Source organism: Microbacterium sp. bgisy203, assembly GCF_965345155.1.
Classification (GTDB): domain Bacteria; phylum Actinomycetota; class Actinomycetes; order Actinomycetales; family Microbacteriaceae; genus Microbacterium.
This window is the reverse complement of record NZ_CBDRLZ010000004.1, coordinates 258,874-274,517: the sequence shown is the minus strand read 5'-3', so window position 1 is coordinate 274,517 and position 15,644 is coordinate 258,874. Positions and strand designations below refer to the sequence as shown.

The following is a 15,644-nucleotide window of genomic DNA, read 5'->3' as shown; positions in this document are numbered from 1 at the left end:
GAAAGTCGCCTTCGATTCTACCGAGGCGGCTTCGCCCCGCGGCCCCGGTCGGCGCGGTGCGCAACGGCAAGGCCCGGCGGGCGACACGCCGTCATCCCGGCGTCGTCGCACGGCGCGTCGGGCAGGAAGCCGTGCAGTTGGGTACGGGCCCCGAGCACCGCACCCCTCAGAGCGCGTCGGGCTCGGCATCCTCTGCGCTTTGCAGCGCGCGGTCGAGGGTCGAGTGGACGAGCATCGACAGGTACCGCCCCGGCTCGTCCACGCCGACGTCGGCGAGCAGCGCCGCCGATTGCCGGATGAGGGATGCCGAGAACTCCGTCGCCGTCGCGATCGCCTCGCCGTACGCGGCGCGGTCGGCCTCGGCGACGACGACGGGCTCGCAGCCGAGCTCGACGGCGAGCGCCTGCGCGATGGGGAGGACGGCGGCCGGGGCCGTCACGGCGGCATACGCGTCCTGCAGCTGGCGCAGGTCGATCGAGGTGCCCGTGAACGCGATGGCCGGGTGCACGGCGAGCGGAATGGCCCCGCGGGATGCCGCGGGCGCGAGCACCTCGACGCCGAACGCCGGGTCGGTGTGCAGCACGAGCTGACCGATCTGCCACGCCCCGAGGTCGGCGAGCCCCGCGACGACGCCCGCGAGCTCCGCATGCGGCAGGGCGAGGACGACGAGCTCGCTCCGTCGGACGATCTCGTCGGCGGCGAGCACGGGGATGCCGGGCAGAATCGCCTCGACGCGGTCGGGGTCGGAGCCCGCCGTGATGCCCGTGAGGGCGTGTCCGGCCCCCGCGAGCGCCGCGCCGATGACCGGGCCGACGTGACCCGCGCCGATGATCCCCACACCGAGTCTGCTCGCCTGGGTCATCGCGCCTCCTCTGTCACGATCACGGGGGCGTCCCCGCCGGGAGCGTCCGCGCCCCACCGGTGCGAACGGTCGCCCGCCGCCGCGGCGACCGCGGCGTGGGCGATGGCGTCCCAGGCATCCAGCGCGTCGCGGCGATCGATGACGCCCAACGCGCCCGACACCGGTCCGAGGATCGTGTGACCCGTGAGGTTCGCGAGATCGCACGCCCGGTCGATCGGCCCCTGGCTGATGCGCACCGACTGCAGACGCGCGAGCGGCAGGACGACGAGAGCGCGCCGCAGCACGCCGTGACGCAGGAGCAGCGCCTCGGGCAGGAGGCGGAGCCCGTTGCGACGCCATGAGAGCGGGCGCAGCCATCGACCGCGGCGGGGCGTCGTCGTGAAGGGGTCGCCCTCTCGGCGCGACGAGCCGGTCATGCCGGTCTCGTAGAGGTCATGCGCCTGCGCGTCGGTGAGCCCCGGCAGCAGCAGCCGCAGCACACGGTCGACGTCGTCGCGGGTGCCGACGGGCAGCACCTCCGACATCTCGAGCGACTGCGTGTCGGTGGCCGACCGTCCCGACAGCCGGTTGATGCGGATGGCCCACCAGCCGAACCGCCGCCACAGGATCGGCTGGCGCACCTCGATCGCGTGGACGCGACCGGGCGGCAGCACCTCGGTGACGGTCGTGAACAGCCCGAACGTGATCCGCACCCCGCCCCGCGTGGGGGCGATCGAGTAGCGCAACGCCTTCGTGATCGACCGGAACCAGTACGCCCCGAAGCCGAGGATCGTCGGGATGATCGTGAACAGGACCCACGGCGTCCCGACGACCGCGCCGACGACGACCGCGGCGATCAGGAGAATCAGCCACACGGTCGTCCCCGACAGCAGGTGCGAGGTGATGAGGCGCCCGGTCGGGATGTGGACGACGGATTCCGGCTCGTCGGCATCGCCGTCGACGCCCTCGATGAGCCCCGTGATGCCGGCGGATACGGCGTCGACGGTCGCACGCGAGAGCGGGACGCCGTGGGCCTCGGCATCCTGCAGCTCGGTCAGCTGACGACCCGACGCGAGGCGGAGGATGTCGGCGCGCACCGCCTCGGCGTTGGTGGTCGAGAGGTACTCGAGCTTGACGTTCGCGTCGAGGCCCGCCCCCACGACCTCGAGCTTGGCCGCTCCGAGGAGCCGCGCGATCATCGGCCGGGTGAGGTTGACGCCCTGCACGCGGTCGAGCGGCGCGCGGCGGTGGGTGCGGAAGAGCACGCCGCTGCGCACCTCGACCGCGTCACCGGTGATGCGGAAGGTGTGGAAGCGCCACGACACCCAGAAGAGCGCGAAGATCACGAGCAGGATGCCGAGGACCCCGAGCAGCGCGATGAGCCACAGGTCGTGCTCCCACACGTAGTCGACGGGGTCGCCGTCGGCCTGCTCCCACTCGGACATGCCGGGAACGAACCAGGCGATGAGGCGGTCACGGAGGTTCGTTATGACGATGCCGAGCACGACGAGCAGGAAGAGTCCGCCGCGGAGCACCGGAGTCAGCGGGTGCAGGCGATGCCATTGCCCGTCACTGAGGGGCGACCGCACGGGGGCGACCGCGGTCGGCGGGGTCGGGTGCGCGTCGGTGCCGGTCGCCGGCGGCGTGGACGGGATGCCGGACGGCGGCGGCGTGGACGGGATGCCGGACGAGGGGATGCCGGGCGGGGGCGGCGTCGAGGGGGGCGGTTCGCTGGTCACAGGCCGGTCCGGCGGGTCTCGGCGACGGCGATGAGGGTGTCGCGCAGGCGCTCCGCCGCATCCTGCGTGAGCCCCGGGATCGTCACGCCCGTCGCGGCGGCGGCGGTCACGAGCTTGAGCTGCGCGATGCCGAAGAGCCGGTCGAGGGGGCCGTGGGTGATGTCCACGAGCTGCATGCGCCCATACGGGACGGCGACCATCCGCTGCCAGAGGATGCCGCGGCGGAAGACGAGATCGTCGGCGCGCAGCTGATATCCGTACGCGCGCGCCTGGCGCGGCAGGATGATGAGGGTCCACAGGGTGATCGCGAGCACGATGCCGGCGGGGATCCACACCCAGACCTGGCCCCACCAGACGCCGACGACCAGCGCGATCGCGAGGACGAGGGCGAGGAACGCCCCCGTCGAGATGACCTGGACGGTCACGTACTTGCGCGAGATCTGGTGCCACACGCCGTCGCCGAGAGGCAGGCGGTTGTCGCCGCGCGGTTCGAGGACGTGGTCGTACGTGCCGGCGTCGAGCGCGGGGTCCTCGACGGGTGCGGGCACGGTCGGCGCCGCAGGAGAGGCGGCGACGGGTTCAGTCGTGGTGGGAGAGTCCGAAGCCGGGCTCAGGGGGTCCGGGCTGTTCGTCATCATCGTCCTTCCGGATGGTGCAGAGGTGCTCGGCGACGAGAGCCGCGGCCAGCAGCACGAGGGCCGCGATGAGCGTCGCGACGACCGCGACCACCGAGTCTACGGGGGCGACGGGGCGGGTGAGCAGGAAGGTGAGCAGGCCCGCCGCGACCCCGGCGACCGCCGCGCCGACGATGCTGGATGCCTTCGCGAGCATGACGACGCGCACCGCGCGGAACGGATCGACCGGGTTTGGGTCGGCGCCCGTGATCGCGCGGCGGATCGGGATCGCGAACAGGATGTCGGCGGCCCCGAGCAGGATGAGGAGCACCGGCAGAAGGAGCGAGGGGGTGAACGTCGACCGTCCGGCTCCCGTCAGGAGCTGATCGACCCCGAACCCCACGATCGCGCCGACCACGAAGGCGGCGACGAGCACCCCGACTCCCGTGCGCTTCACGCGTGGTCCTCCGGCGCGGCGGGAGGGGCGGATGCCGGCGACGCGCGCACCTGCGCGAGGAGCTCGTCGACGCGCCCCGCGCCGGGGAGCACGGCATCCGGGTCGACGACGAGCCAAGGGCCGAGGACGAAGTCTCGCTCGGCCGCGCGCGGGTGCGGCAGCGTGAGCGCCGGGTCGGTGCTGTGCACATCGCCGTACGCGATGAGGTCGAGGTCGAGGGTGCGGTCGCCCCAGCGCGCGCGACGCTCGCGGCCGTGCTTCTGCTCGATCGCGTGGAGGTAGCCGAGGAGCACGCTCGGCGCGAGGCGGGTCGTGAGGAGCGCGACAGTGTTGAGGTAGGCGGGAGCGGAGGCATCCGGGCCCTGCGGGGTCACCGCGACCGACTCGATCGGCGCCGCCGCGCGGACCTCCGTCGTCAGCGGCAGGCGCCCGAGGTCGCGGAGGGCCTCGTCGATCGTCGCCGCGCGGTCGCCGAGATTCGCGCCGATCGCGACGACGGCGACCGTGTCGGCATGCTCGTGCGGCGGGTCGTCGCTCGAAAAGCCCTGGGCGAGACGGCGGTTCACGGTTCGGTCCGGATCATGGGGTGCTCCGTTCGCGGCGGATGGTGACGGCGACATCGCCGAAGGGGACGGTGATCGGCGCCTGCGGCTTGTGGACGGTGACCTCCACGGCATCCACTCGCTCGTCCGCGAGCGCGGCGACCGCGATGCGGGCGGCGAGCGTCTCGAGGAGATCGACCGGGTCGCCCGAGAGGATCGCGGCGACCGTCTCGGCGAGCTCGCCGTAGTGGACGGTGTCGGCGACGTCGTCGCTCAGCGCGGCGGGGGCGAGGTCGAGCTCGAGCGCGACGTCGGCGACGAAATCCTGCCCGTCGCGGCGCTCGTCGGGGTAGACGCCGTGGAACCCGGTGGCGCGGATGCCGCGGAGTGCGATCCGATCGGTCATGCGTGCTCCCATCGGTCGAGGACGGTGAGGGCGTCGCGGGTGGAGGCCGCGTCGTGCACGCGCACGGCCCACGCGCCCGCCTGCGCGGCGAGGACGCTCGTCACGGCGGTCGCGAGGTCACGCCGCGCATCGTCCACCGGAGCAGCGTCGACGGCGGCGAGGTCCCCGCCTTCGCCGGCGCGGGCCTCGACGAGCGCCTCGGCGAGGAACCGCTTGCGGCTCGTGCCGACGAGCACGCGGGGCCCGAGGGCGACGATACGGTCGAGCGCGCGCAGGGCGTGCCAGTTCTGCCCGCCGCGCTTGCCGAACCCGATGCCGGGGTCGAGGATCACCCGGTCGGGCGAGATCCCGGCCTGGGCCGCGGCACGTACGCGCTGCTGCAGTTCGGCGATGAGCTCTCGCTCGACGTCGCGGTAGTCGGCGGCCGCGTACATGTCGCTCGAGGGCCCCCGCCAGTGCTGCAGCACGATGTCGGCACCTGTCGCGGCGACGGCGGCGAGCATGCCGGGGTCGGCGAGCCCGCCCGACACATCGTTGACGATCCGTGCACCGGCTTCCACCGCGGCGACGGCGGTGGCGGCGTTCATCGTGTCGATGCTGACGATGACGCCCTCGGCGGCGAGCGCCGCGACGACGGGGAGGACGCGCTCCCGCTCGATCGCCGGGTCGACGCGCTCCGCGCCCGGGCGCGTCGACTCGCCGCCGACGTCGACGATCGTGGCGCCGTCCGCGCGGAGCGCGAGACCGCGGGCGATCGCGGCATCCGCATCGAGGAAGCGCCCGCCGTCGCTGAACGAATCGGGGGTGACGTTGACGATGCCCATGATCGCTGTCATGTCAGCGGCCCGTCACGAGCATCATGATCTCGGCGCGGGCGGCGGGCTCGGCGAGCGCCCCACGCGCCGCGACGGTGACCGTCTCGGCGTCGGGCTGCCGTCCGCCGCGCATCGTGACGCACTCGTGGGACGCCTCGAGGACGACGAGCACGCCGCGCGCATCGAGCGACGCGGCGATCGTGTCGGCGATCTGCTCACCGAGGCGCTCCTGCACCTGCGGGCGGGCGGCGAGGACGTCGACCACCTTCGGCAGCGCCCCGAGCCCGACGACCTGCTCACCCGGGAGATAGGCGAGGTGCGCGCGCCCGGCGAACGGCAGGAGGTGGTGCTCACACACGGAACGGAACCGGATGTCGCGCAGCATCACGGCGCCCGAGGGCAGGGTGTCCGGCGCGGGTCCGCGCGAGACGGAGATCGTGTGGGCGAGGGGCGCCGCGGCATCCTCCCCCACTCCGGCGAAGAACTCCGCGTAGGCGTCGGCCACGCGCTGGGGCGTCGCTTTGAGCCCGGGGCGAGCCGGGTCCTCCCCGATCGCCTCGAGCATCTCGCGCACCGCCGCGGCGACGCGGTCACGATCGACGGCCACGTTCCGAGCCTAGGCGATGGCTATGCGGTCGCGGGGCGGGCCTGCCCGGCCTGGTGCCGCGCGGGGGCCGTGCCGGCCGCCGACTGCGTCGACGCGTCAGCCGCGGCGGATGCCGCGAGTCCGGCATCCTGCTGCCGACGGGGCACTTCCACGGGCGGCAGCGACGAGACGGGCCGCTCCTGGCTCGAGAGCCACTGCGGGCGCGGCGGCAGCTTCTTCACGTCCTTGAAGATGTCGGCGAGCTCGAGGTGGTCGAGCGTCTCCTTCTCGAGGAGCGCGAGGGCGAGCTTGTCGAGCACGTCACGGTTGTCGTTGATGACCTGGTAGGCCTCGTTGTGCGCCTGCTCGATGAGGTCGCGCACCTGCTGGTCGACGCGCTCGGCGATGCGCTCGGAGAAGTCGCGGCCGTGACCCATGTCGCGGCCCATGAAGACCTCGCCCGACGACGAGCCGAGCTTGACGGGGCCGACGTCGGTCGTCATCCCGTACTCGGTGACCATCTTGCGGGCGATTCCGGTCGCCTTCTCGATGTCGTTCGACGCACCCGTCGTGGGGTCGTGGAAGACGATCTCCTCGGCGACGCGGCCACCCATCGCGTAGGTGAGCTGGTCCTGCAGCTCGTTGCGGGTGACGGAGTACTTGTCGTCGACGGGAAGCACCATCGTGTAGCCGAGGGCCTTGCCGCGCGGCAGGATCGTCACCTTCGTCACCGGGTCGGTGTTGTTCATCGCGGCGGCGGCGAGCGCGTGGCCGCCCTCGTGGTACGCCGTGATGAGCTTCTCGCGGTCCTTCATGACGCGCGTGCGGCGCTGCGGGCCGGCGATGACGCGGTCGATCGCCTCGTCGAGCGCACGCATGTCGATGAGCTGCGCGTTCGAGCGGGCGGTGAGCAGGGCCGCTTCGTTGAGGACGTTGGCGAGGTCGGCGCCCGTGAAGCCGGGCGTCTTGCGTGCGATGACCGAGAGGTCGACCGACGGAGAGAGCGGCTTGCCGCGCCCGTGCACCTCGAGGATCTTCTGGCGGCCCTTGAGGTCGGGCGCGTCGACACCGATCTGACGGTCGAAGCGGCCCGGGCGCAGCAGCGCGGGGTCGAGGATGTCGGGGCGGTTCGTCGCCGCGATGACGACGACGTTGACCTTCGGGTCGAAGCCGTCCATCTCGACGAGCATCTGGTTGAGCGTCTGCTCGCGCTCGTCGTGACCGCCGCCCATGCCGGCCCCGCGGTGACGGCCGACGGCGTCGATCTCGTCGATGAAGATGATCGCCGGGGAGTTCTCCTTGGCCTGCGTGAACAGGTCGCGCACGCGGCTCGCGCCGACACCGACGAACATCTCGACGAAGTCCGAGCCCGAGATCGAGTAGAACGGCACGCCCGCCTCACCGGCGACGGCGCGCGCGAGGAGCGTCTTGCCCGTTCCGGGAGGGCCGTAGAGCAGCACGCCCTTCGGGATGCGGGCGCCGACGGCCTGGAATTTCGCCGGGTCCTTCAGGAAGTCCTTGATCTCCTGCATCTCTTCGATGGCCTCGTCGGCGCCGGCGACATCGGCAAAGGTCACGGTCGGCGTCTCCTTCGTGACGAGCTTCGCGCGCGACTTGCCGAACTGCATGACCTTGCTGTTGCCGCCCTGCGCGGCTGAGAAGAAGAACCAGAAGAGGAGGCCGAGCAGCAGCAGCGGCAGGAGCAGCGACAGCATGCTCTCGAAGAAGGTCGTGCGCGGCACGACGTCGTCGAAGCCGTCCTTCGGGTCGGCGCCGTTGATCGCCTCGAGCACCTGATCGGCGCGCGCGTCGACGTAGTAGAACTGCACCTGCGTCGAGCCTTCGTACGCCTTCGAGAGGGTGAGGTCGACGCGCTGGTCACCGTCGGTGTTCGTCACCTCGGTGACCGTGCCGCCCTTCAGCAGCTCCAGGCCCTCCTGCGTCGTGATCTGCTTGGCGCCGGTGAGCGACGTGATGAGAGACACGCCGAGCAGCAGCATCAGGCCGATGAGCAGCACGTACACGAAGGGGTTCCGCGTGAGCTTCTTGAAATCCATGGTGCGCTCAGGCTACCCCGCCCGCACTATGACGGCACTGTGCATTCGCCCACGGCGTACCGTGAGCGTCGCGTCGCGACACCCTCGGTCTCGCGAGCCGTCCTCAGGAGTAGACGTGCGGCGCGAGCACCGCGACGTCGCGGAGGTTCCGGTACTGCTCGTCGTAGTCGAGCCCGTAGCCGACGACGAACTCGGTCGGGATATCGAACCCGACGTACTTCGAGTGGATCTCGACCTTCGCCGCCTCGGGCTTGCGCAGCAGCGCGAGGATCTCGATCGACGCCGCGCCGCGCTTGGCGAAGTTGTCGAGCAGCCACGACAGCGTGAGCCCCGAGTCGATGATGTCCTCGACGATCAGCACGTGCCTGCCGGTCAGATCCGTGTCGAGATCCTTCCGGATCTGCACGACCCCCGACGACTTCGTTCCGGCCCCGTACGAGGACACGGCCATCCAGTCCATCGTGAGCGGGCGCGACAGGCTCCGCGCGAAGTCGGCCATGACCATGACCGCGCCCTTCAGCACCCCGACGAGCAGCAGATCCTTGCCCTCGTAGTCGGCTTCGACCTGGCGGGCGAGCTCGTCGAGCTTCGCGCGGATCTCCTCCTCGGTGACGAGGACGGTGGTCAGCTGGTCCGCGATCTCGGCTGCACGCATGAGGAGATTGTAGGCAGATCGCCCCTGCCGTTCGGCATCCCCCGGTCGTAGGCTGAGCGCGACGGGCGGCCCTCGCCCGCGCATCTCGAGGGGGAGAAGGACATGGCCGGACTGGACGACATCCTGCGAATGCTGCCGATCGATCAGGTCGCCGCGCGACTGGGCGTCGACCCCGACACCGCGCAGGCGGCGGTCACGCAGGGCGGGGGCGCGATCCTCGCGGGGCTGCAGCAGAACGCGGCCACGCCCGAGGGATCCGCCGCGATCGAAGCCGCCCTCGGCAAGCACTCCGGGCCGGGCGCGGTCGTCGAGACCGAGCGCATCGACATCGCCGCCGTCGACACCGCCGACGGCGAGAAGATCCTCGGACACGTCTTCGGCGGCAACGAGCAGCAGGTCGCCGCGACCCTCACCGACAACCCGCAGACCGCCGGCATCGACTTCGGCAAGCTCCTGCCGATGCTCGCGCCGATCGTCATGGGCATGCTCGCGAAAAATCAGAGCACCGCGCAGACCTCCGGCTCGTCGTCGACGGATGCCTCGGCATCCGGTGGCGGAATCGGCGACATCATCGGCGGGCTGCTCGGCGGGTCGAGCGGCCCGGGAGGCTCGGGCGGCTCGGCCGGCGGCTTCGACGTCGGCGGGCTGCTGGGCGGGCTCTTCGGCGGCGGGCGGTAGTCACCGCCGACGCGTCACTGCGCGGAGATGACGACGCGATCGCCCGTGCGGGCGGCGCGGCACCCGGGGAGGTCGATCGGCCCCTGGCCGCGCCAGTCGGTGACGAGGCGGGCGACCTCGAGGGTCTGCGCGCGGGTGAGGCTCTCGCCGAACTCGCTCGCAACGACGTGGCGGATGATCCGGTGGCGGAGCGCCGGCGGGTTCGCCGCGAGCGCCGGCACCGACACGGCGATGCCGGCCTCGGCGTGCTCGACGATGTCCTCGATGGTCTCGTCGATCATGTCGGCGAACGCCGCGGCATCCTCGCGCAGCTGATCGCTCGTGCGGGCCAGGGCCTCCGCGACGCCGGGGCCGAGCTCGTCTTCGAGCACGGGCATGACGTCTTGCCGCACGCGCACGCGGAGGAAGCGGCGGTCGAGGTTGTGCGGGTCTTCCCAGACCGGCAGGCCCTGGGCCGCACACGCGGCGCGCGTCACCCGGCGGCGGACGCCGAGCAGGGGCCGGAGGATCCGGATGCCGTCCTCTTCACGGTCGGGCGACATGCCGCCGAGGCTCGCGGCGCCGGAGCCGCGGGCGAGCCCGATCAGCACGGTCTCGGCCTGGTCGTCGAGGGTGTGCGCGAGGAGGACGGCCTCGGCATCCGCGGCTCGCGCCGCGTCGAGGAGGGCGGCCCGGCGGGCGTCGCGTGCCGCGGACTCGGGCCCGCCCGCGTCGGCGACATGCACGCGGACGACGTGGGCGGGGAGGTCGAGACCCTCCGCGACCGTGGCTGCGCGGGCCGCGACGACGGCGGATCCCTCCTGCAGGTCGTGGTCGATCACGACCGCCGTCGCCACGAGTCCCGCCTTCGGCGCCTCGAACGCGACCGCCGCGGCGAGAGCGAGCGAGTCGGCGCCGCCCGAGAGGCCCACGAGCACCGGACCCGAGACGGTGGCCAGAGCCTGCCGCACGGCGAGGCGGATCTCGGCGACGGCGGGGTCGAGGCCGGGGCGGTGCTCCATGGCATCCACGCTATCGCCGCCGTCGCGTTCCGAAAGCAGGGAGATATCGACCTCGGCGCGCCTCAGACCGCCCGTCGGTGCGATTCGCCCTGCTTTTGGGAGCTTTGGGGACGGGTGGAAGGTCAGAACCGGGCGACTAGGCTGGTCCCGCATCCCACAGACTTCCGAAGGAGCACCATCATGGGCGCATACGACGCCGTCATCGAGATCCCGCGCGGCAGCCGCGTCAAGTACGAGGTCGACCACGGTACCGGTCGCGTCTTCCTCGACCGCGTCCTGTTCACCCCCATGGGATACCCCACCAACTACGGCTTCTTCGAGGACACCCTCGGCGAGGACGGCGACCCGCTCGACGTGCTGGTTCTGCTCGACCGCGACCTATACCCGGGCGTCATGGCCAAGGTCCGCCCCGTCGCGGTCCTCAAGATGCTCGACGAGGCCGGCGGCGACGACAAGGTCATCGCCGTGCTCGCGAAGGACCCGCGCTGGGACCACATCCAGGACGTCGGCGATCTCGACGAGTGGACCAAGGGCGAGATCACCCACTTCTTCGAGCACTACAAGGACCTCGAGCCCAACAAGTGGGTCAAGGTCGACGACTGGGCGGATGCCGCCGAGGCCGAGCGCCTGGTCTCGGAGGCGTTCGACCGCTTCCAGACCGAGGGCGCGCAGACCGCGACCCAGGGTGAGGGCCACGCGCCAAAGACCATCTGACGCAGGTGTCAGACGAGAAGAGCGGATGCCTCGGCATCCGCTCTTTCGCGTATCCGGGTCGGAGTCTTCAGAGCGAGATGCCGCGGGCGCGCAGGAACGGCGCCGGGTCGATGCGGAGAGAGCCGTTCCAGACCTCGAAGTGCAGGTGGCAGCCGGTCGACGCGCCGGTGTTGCCGACGTAGGCGATGACCTGCCCGGCAGAGACCCACTGGCCGACGCTGACATTGAACCCGCCGTTGACGATGTGCGCGTAGGCGGTGACGGTGCCGTCGGAGTGGCGGATGCGGACGCAGTTGCCCCACGAGCTGAGGCCCTGTGCGATGATCACCTGACCTGCGGAGGCGGCGTAGATCGGCGACCAGCAGCCGGCCCCGAAGTCGATTCCCTGGTGACCGGTCGTGCAGTAGCCGTTGCCGCAGATGGTGCCGCGGTTGCCGTACCAGGACGTGATGCCGCCGGATGCCGGGCGCACCCAACCGCCCGTGCCGGGCGTCCCTCCGGTGCCACCGCTCGATGAGCCGCCGCTGGACGAGCCACCGCCGCCTCCGCCGCCGCCGCCGCCACCACCGTTGTTGTTGTTCGCGGCCTCCTGCGCGCGGCGCTCTTCGTCGCGCTTGCGCGCCTCTTCGGCCTGACGCTGGCGTTCGAGTTCGAGCTGGCGCTGCCGCTCCTCCTCGGCCTTGCGGCGCGCTTCGACGCCGGCCTGGTAGTCGGCGATCGTCTTGCTGGTCGTGTCTTTGAGCGCGGCGAGCTGGGCTTCGAGCGTGTCGCGGTTGGCGTTCTGCTCGTCGAGGGCGGCCTGCGCGGCGACGGCGGCCTGCTGGGCCGCCATCATCTTCTGCTCGGCTTCCTTCTGCAGGCGGTCGCGCTCGTCGCGGGCGACGCTCGCCTGGTCGCTGAGGCTCTGCGCGTTGTTGCGCGCGCTCACCGCGTCGGCGTAGGTCGACTGGTTTGCCTCGACGAGGCGATCCATCGTGCCGAGCCGGCTGAGGAGCTCGTCAGCGGTCGCGGCCGAGCCCGAGAAGAAGAGTTCGAGCGCGGCGTCGTCGCCGCCGGAGCGGTACTGCTGCGCCGCGAGGCGCCCGAGCTTCTGGGCGGTCTCGGTGGCGCGCTGCTCTTCGGCATCCGCCTGCTCCTGCAGCGACACCGCCTTCGCCGCCGCCGTCTCGTACGCCTCTTGCGCGGCGGCGTACTCGTCGGCGAGGCGCGCGGCCTCGGCCTGCTTGTTCGCGACGTCGGCTTCGAGGTTCGCGATGAGGCCTTCGATGCGGGAGATCTCGTCGGCCTTCGCGGCCTCGTTGTTCTTCGCGCGCTGCACGTCGTCCCACGAGGGGTAGTTGTCGGCGAACGCGGCCGAGCCGAATCCCATACCGAGCGCGCTCAGGCCCAGGATGCCGAGACCACCGAGACCCAAAGCCGTGCGCCGCGTCAGCGGGCTGCGCAGCGAGGGTTCACGCAGCTCGCGGAGCTCACGCGGCGTCGGCGCGCAGCCGCAGTCATCCGTCGATTCGGACTCGCTCATCACCGCGCCTCGGTCTCTCGTGCTTCGGGGTCTGTGCTGGGTGGCACCGCGTCGGGTCGGGCGGTGCGGGCCGGATTCACACCGACACCACCAGTCACAGTAACAACACTCTCAGCCAGATCCCAGGGGGATCGAGGCATCCGCAGTCGTGGACATTGTCGCGGGGGTCGCGCGTGCGGCAGCGCAGGCGCGCCCTCGATTTCCGATTTGCCGGGGGATCTCGTATGCTTGACCCTCGGTAAGCGTGAGCCCGAGTTCTTGGATTCAGGGGTTCGCTCGGCCCCATCGTTTAGCGGCCTAGGACGCCGCCCTTTCACGGCGGTAGCACGGGTTCGAATCCCGTTGGGGTCACTTTCCACCACACAACTGAAAAAGCATGGCCCTGTAGCGCAGTTGGTTAGCGTGCCGCCCTGTCACGGCGGAGGTCGCGGGTTCAAGTCCCGTCAGGGTCGCTCTGAGCGACGGGCCCTTTCTTCGGTGAGGGCCTTTCGTCTAGACATGGCCTCTTCGGACGCCATGCGGCTCTGTAGCTCAGTTGGTAGAGCGCACGACTGAAAATCGTGAGGTCACGGGATCGACGCCCGTCGGAGCCACCATCTAAAGTCCAGGCGGATCAGGATTTTTCCGGCCTGACGCTTCGCTTCTCTCCCAGTTCTGCTGGGTTCGGGCCATTCTTGGGCCATTGCCGCGGCCAGACTTGCCCTTGCGCCCTGCTCCGGTGCCCTTCCCAGTGCCGCCGCCGAGAGCCTGGTCGAGCACGGCTCCGGCGCGCAGCGCGACGCCCTCGCGGGCACGGGAGTACCGCTCGGTGACCTGGAGGCTGGAATGCCCGAGGGTCGCCTGCACGTCTGGCGCGCTGGCCCCGGCGTCAAACAGGATCGTGGCGAAGGTGTGCCGGAGGTCGTGCATCCGCAGGTCAGGTCGGCCGATCGCCACCCGCAACACGTCCCAGTCGACGGCACGGCGCGCGTTGTGGTTGGTGAGCCGACCGCCATCGGGACCGGACAGCAGCAGGTCGTCCGGCTTCTTGCCGCGGGCGGCGTCTTCGACATGGGGACGCAGCGCGGCGATGAGCGGCACCTCGCGGGACTTGTGGCTCTTGGGGCTCTGCTCCACCAGCTCGCCGTTCCTGCCGGGGCTCAGCGACCGGCTGACCCGGATGATGTTGTGCGCGAAGTCCACGTCGCGCACCCGCAGCGCGGTCGCCTCGCCCGCGCGCATCCCCGTGTAGACGAGGGTGGCGAGGTAGCGCCGGTACACGCCCTCGGGGACGAGCGTGAGCAGGGTGGCGACCTGCTCCAGCGTCAGGGCGCGGGAGATGGGCGAGACGGATTCGCGCATGCTGGGCCGCTTGACCTCGCGGGCCGGGTTGTCGTCGATGAAGCGCGAGCGCCGCGCAGCATCCAGTAGGCGGGACAACACCGCGAGGGCGTCGTTCTTGGCCGACGCACCGCCGGGCCAGGTGACCATCGCGGACTCGATCATGGGCGACGTGATGTCCTCCAGCCGCTGCCGCCCCAGGCTCGGCTTCACCCGTAGCCGCCAGCCCACGTCGTAGCAGCGCGCGGTCGCCGGGCGCACGGACGCCTCGATCGCGGGCCAGTACCGCTCATGCCACTGCTCCAGCGTCATCGAGCCGTTGGGGTTCCGGCCGGCGATGACCTTCGCCAGCTCGCGCTTGGCCTCCGCAAGCGTGAGGAACATACGCGACCGCTCGGCCGCTCCCCCGTCCACGCTCGGGCCGACGACGCGAATCTGATACCGCTGTCGGTCAGCACGCCAGCGGATGCCCTCGGGTAGCGGCCGGCCCGTGCGCGGGTCGATCCGCGCGGGAGAGCCCTTCCCAGGCCGCCCGGCCATCAGGTGTCCGTCCCGCCGCGCGCCAGCAGCTCATCGATGGTGTCGGCACGCCAGAGCAGGTGCTTGCCCATCCGGGCGTCGGGCTCGGGCACGAGGCCGTCCCGCCGCAGCTTGTCGAAGGACGAGACGGGGATACGGCACCGCTCGGCCGCCTCGACGCGGTTCAGGTACTCGACCCGAGACGTCGTCTCGATCATGCCGCGCTCCTTCCACCCGGATAGCCGCGTCCTCTGCGCCCGTATGACGGTCGCAGATAATTGCAGTTATCTGACTGTGGTACCTCGGGCGGATTTCGGCAAGTATCTGAGTTAGAGCGGGAAAGCCGATACACTCGGCGGGTGCCCATCACTCCTCCGCGACGCGGCTACCAGCCCTACGACGGGCTCATCACCGCGGACGACCTGCCCGAAGGCTGGTACCTGCCCGACCGGTTCCCCGGCGAGCGCGAGGACGACGCGAGTAACGAGATCGACGCCCTCCTCGGCTACGACGACTCGCTCGTCACCGACGAGCAGCGCCAGTCGCAGGCGGCGTCGGACGAGAACGAGACCGTCGACGGCCGCTGGCGCTACATCGAGCACACTGAGACCCATACCCGCGTCATGATCCGGCTCCAGCGGCAGATGTTCGCGGTCCTCGAGGAGGTGCGGATCACCGGGGTCATCTATCTGCCGTGGCGACCCGGCGACCCCATCACGAGCCAACTCCTGCGCGAGCTGCCGACCGCCCGCATCGAGGCCGCGATCAACAAGCGCCTATTCGCCATGAAGCGCGCTGAGACGATCACCGGCGGCAAGATCGTCCTCCCCTCCGGCAGCAAGGTCAGCGAGCGCGACCTGCTCAAGCCGCTCGGCGACCCGAAGAAGACACCCGACTTCTACGAGCTGGTCGCCCTCCAGCACGGCCGCCTGACGCGGGAGGGCGACCGCAACCCGAGTGCGACGATGGCGCAGATCAACGGCGTCGCGCTCTCGACCGCGCAGGGGTGGGTGACCAAGGCACGGGATCGTGGGCTGTTGCCGCCAGGGCGGCGAGGGCGGGCAGGGTAGTCAACGGGGAGGGAGTCAAACTCGATCAGCTCCTCCCGCCCACAGGGCCGTGAACCTGTGCTCTGGCCCGTGTTTCCGGGCCTCGCGGAGGGTCACGCCGTCCATGTT

The 15,644-nt window shown here is 71.1% G+C and carries 17 protein-coding genes and 3 tRNA genes; 6 read left to right on the top strand and 14 right to left on the bottom strand.

What is annotated here, in order from left to right:
• Window positions 1-166: 166 nt before the first annotated feature.
• The 10 genes from ACRVYW_RS09025 to hpt form a co-directional block, all read right to left on the bottom strand.
• Window positions 167-862: a DUF2520 domain-containing protein gene (locus ACRVYW_RS09025; RefSeq protein ID WP_431803801.1), complete on the bottom strand. Its 696-nt coding sequence runs from the start codon at window positions 860-862 to the stop codon at window positions 167-169.
• A complete protein-coding gene (locus ACRVYW_RS09020) occupies window positions 859-2,580 on the bottom strand; it encodes a PH domain-containing protein (RefSeq protein WP_431803799.1) in 1,722 nt (573 codons plus the stop codon). Before ACRVYW_RS09020 ends, ACRVYW_RS09025 begins: the two co-directional genes overlap by 4 nt.
• The gene (locus tag ACRVYW_RS09015) at window positions 2,577-3,215 is read right to left on the bottom strand and encodes a PH domain-containing protein (protein ID WP_431803797.1); all 639 of its coding nucleotides are present in this window, start codon (window positions 3,213-3,215) and stop codon (window positions 2,577-2,579) included. The genes ACRVYW_RS09020 and ACRVYW_RS09015 overlap by 4 nt, the downstream gene beginning before the upstream one ends.
• A complete protein-coding gene (locus ACRVYW_RS09010) occupies window positions 3,160-3,651 on the bottom strand; it encodes a DUF3180 family protein (RefSeq protein WP_431803795.1) in 492 nt (163 codons plus the stop codon). The genes ACRVYW_RS09015 and ACRVYW_RS09010 overlap by 56 nt, the downstream gene beginning before the upstream one ends.
• The gene (folK, locus tag ACRVYW_RS09005; RefSeq protein WP_431803793.1) at window positions 3,648-4,217 is read right to left on the bottom strand and encodes a 2-amino-4-hydroxy-6-hydroxymethyldihydropteridine diphosphokinase; all 570 of its coding nucleotides are present in this window, start codon (window positions 4,215-4,217) and stop codon (window positions 3,648-3,650) included. The genes ACRVYW_RS09010 and folK overlap by 4 nt, the downstream gene beginning before the upstream one ends.
• A 13-nt stretch (window positions 4,218-4,230) precedes the next feature.
• The gene (gene folB / locus ACRVYW_RS09000; protein ID WP_431803791.1) at window positions 4,231-4,599 is read right to left on the bottom strand and encodes a dihydroneopterin aldolase; all 369 of its coding nucleotides are present in this window, start codon (window positions 4,597-4,599) and stop codon (window positions 4,231-4,233) included.
• A complete protein-coding gene (folP, locus tag ACRVYW_RS08995; protein ID WP_431803789.1) occupies window positions 4,596-5,435 on the bottom strand; it encodes a dihydropteroate synthase in 840 nt (279 codons plus the stop codon). The genes folB and folP overlap by 4 nt, the downstream gene beginning before the upstream one ends.
• Before the next feature lies 1 nt (window position 5,436).
• Window positions 5,437-6,021, bottom strand: a complete 585-nt coding sequence (gene folE / locus ACRVYW_RS08990; protein ID WP_431803787.1) for a GTP cyclohydrolase I — start codon at window positions 6,019-6,021, stop codon at window positions 5,437-5,439.
• A 20-nt stretch (window positions 6,022-6,041) separates the two neighbouring features.
• A complete protein-coding gene (gene ftsH / locus ACRVYW_RS08985) occupies window positions 6,042-8,057 on the bottom strand; it encodes an ATP-dependent zinc metalloprotease FtsH (RefSeq protein ID WP_431803785.1) in 2,016 nt (671 codons plus the stop codon).
• A 103-nt stretch (window positions 8,058-8,160) separates the two neighbouring features.
• Window positions 8,161-8,712 carry a hypoxanthine phosphoribosyltransferase gene (gene hpt, locus ACRVYW_RS08980; RefSeq protein WP_431803783.1) on the bottom strand — a complete coding sequence of 184 codons (552 nt, stop codon included), beginning with the start codon at window positions 8,710-8,712 and terminating at the stop codon, window positions 8,161-8,163.
• A gap of 102 nt (window positions 8,713-8,814) precedes the next feature.
• Between hpt and ACRVYW_RS08975 the strand changes: the two genes are divergently transcribed.
• Window positions 8,815-9,390, top strand: coding sequence for a DUF937 domain-containing protein (locus ACRVYW_RS08975; RefSeq protein WP_431803781.1), 576 nt, complete (start codon window positions 8,815-8,817; stop codon window positions 9,388-9,390).
• A gap of 14 nt (window positions 9,391-9,404) precedes the next feature.
• On the opposite strand, the gene tilS is transcribed toward ACRVYW_RS08975, so the two are convergent.
• Window positions 9,405-10,391 (bottom strand): tRNA lysidine(34) synthetase TilS, encoded by a 987-nt coding sequence (gene tilS / locus ACRVYW_RS08970; protein ID WP_431803779.1) that lies wholly within the window; start codon window positions 10,389-10,391, stop codon window positions 9,405-9,407.
• A 180-nt stretch (window positions 10,392-10,571) separates the two neighbouring features.
• Here tilS and ACRVYW_RS08965 point away from each other — a divergent pair, with 180 nt between their 5' ends.
• Complete coding sequence (locus tag ACRVYW_RS08965; protein ID WP_431803777.1) at window positions 10,572-11,105, top strand: inorganic diphosphatase; 534 nt, start codon at window positions 10,572-10,574, stop codon at window positions 11,103-11,105.
• 67 nt (window positions 11,106-11,172) lie between these two features.
• Here ACRVYW_RS08965 and ACRVYW_RS08960 read toward each other — a convergent pair whose 3' ends face one another.
• Complete coding sequence (locus tag ACRVYW_RS08960; RefSeq protein ID WP_431803775.1) at window positions 11,173-12,627, bottom strand: peptidoglycan DD-metalloendopeptidase family protein; 1,455 nt, start codon at window positions 12,625-12,627, stop codon at window positions 11,173-11,175.
• A 278-nt stretch (window positions 12,628-12,905) separates the two neighbouring features.
• On the opposite strand from ACRVYW_RS08960, the gene ACRVYW_RS08955 reads away from it, so the two are divergent.
• From ACRVYW_RS08955 to ACRVYW_RS08945, 3 genes are all read left to right on the top strand, one after another.
• Window positions 12,906-12,978, top strand: a tRNA-Glu gene (locus tag ACRVYW_RS08955).
• A gap of 27 nt (window positions 12,979-13,005) precedes the next feature.
• A tRNA-Asp gene (locus ACRVYW_RS08950) sits at window positions 13,006-13,079 on the top strand.
• Window positions 13,080-13,147: 68 nt separating this feature from the next.
• A tRNA-Phe gene (locus tag ACRVYW_RS08945) sits at window positions 13,148-13,223 on the top strand.
• 1 nt (window position 13,224) lies between these two features.
• On the opposite strand, the gene ACRVYW_RS08940 is transcribed toward ACRVYW_RS08945, so the two are convergent.
• Complete coding sequence (locus tag ACRVYW_RS08940) at window positions 13,225-14,331, bottom strand: tyrosine-type recombinase/integrase (protein ID WP_431803773.1); 1,107 nt, start codon at window positions 14,329-14,331, stop codon at window positions 13,225-13,227.
• Between the two features lie 155 nt (window positions 14,332-14,486).
• Window positions 14,487-14,684, bottom strand: a complete 198-nt coding sequence (locus tag ACRVYW_RS08935; RefSeq protein WP_431803771.1) for a helix-turn-helix transcriptional regulator — start codon at window positions 14,682-14,684, stop codon at window positions 14,487-14,489.
• 141 nt (window positions 14,685-14,825) lie between these two features.
• Between ACRVYW_RS08935 and ACRVYW_RS08930 the strand changes: the two genes are divergently transcribed.
• Entirely contained in the window at window positions 14,826-15,536 is a 711-nt protein-coding gene (locus tag ACRVYW_RS08930) for a hypothetical protein (protein ID WP_431803769.1), read from the top strand.
• Window positions 15,537-15,644: the final 108 nt, after the last annotated feature.

Bases quoted from the DNA above. Each gene is read 5' to 3' on its own strand.
- ACRVYW_RS08975 (WP_431803781.1), top strand. From the start codon at position 8,815: ATGGCCGGACTGGACGACATCCTGCGAATGCTGCCGATCGATCAGGTC.
- ACRVYW_RS08935 (WP_431803771.1), bottom strand. From the start codon at position 14,684: ATGATCGAGACGACGTCTCGGGTCGAGTACCTGAACCGCGTCGAGGCG.
- ACRVYW_RS08960 (WP_431803775.1), bottom strand. From the start codon at position 12,627: ATGAGCGAGTCCGAATCGACGGATGACTGCGGCTGCGCGCCGACGCCG.
- folB (WP_431803791.1), bottom strand. From the start codon at position 4,599: ATGACCGATCGGATCGCACTCCGCGGCATCCGCGCCACCGGGTTCCAC.
- folP (WP_431803789.1), bottom strand. From the start codon at position 5,435: ATGACAGCGATCATGGGCATCGTCAACGTCACCCCCGATTCGTTCAGC.
- hpt (WP_431803783.1), bottom strand. From the start codon at position 8,712: ATGCGTGCAGCCGAGATCGCGGACCAGCTGACCACCGTCCTCGTCACC.
- ACRVYW_RS09015 (WP_431803797.1), bottom strand. From the start codon at position 3,215: ATGACGAACAGCCCGGACCCCCTGAGCCCGGCTTCGGACTCTCCCACC.
- ftsH (WP_431803785.1), bottom strand. From the start codon at position 8,057: ATGGATTTCAAGAAGCTCACGCGGAACCCCTTCGTGTACGTGCTGCTC.
- ACRVYW_RS08965 (WP_431803777.1), top strand. From the start codon at position 10,572: ATGGGCGCATACGACGCCGTCATCGAGATCCCGCGCGGCAGCCGCGTC.
- tilS (WP_431803779.1), bottom strand. From the start codon at position 10,391: ATGGAGCACCGCCCCGGCCTCGACCCCGCCGTCGCCGAGATCCGCCTC.
- ACRVYW_RS09025 (WP_431803801.1), bottom strand. From the start codon at position 862: ATGACCCAGGCGAGCAGACTCGGTGTGGGGATCATCGGCGCGGGTCAC.
- ACRVYW_RS08940 (WP_431803773.1), bottom strand. From the start codon at position 14,331: ATGTTCCTCACGCTTGCGGAGGCCAAGCGCGAGCTGGCGAAGGTCATC.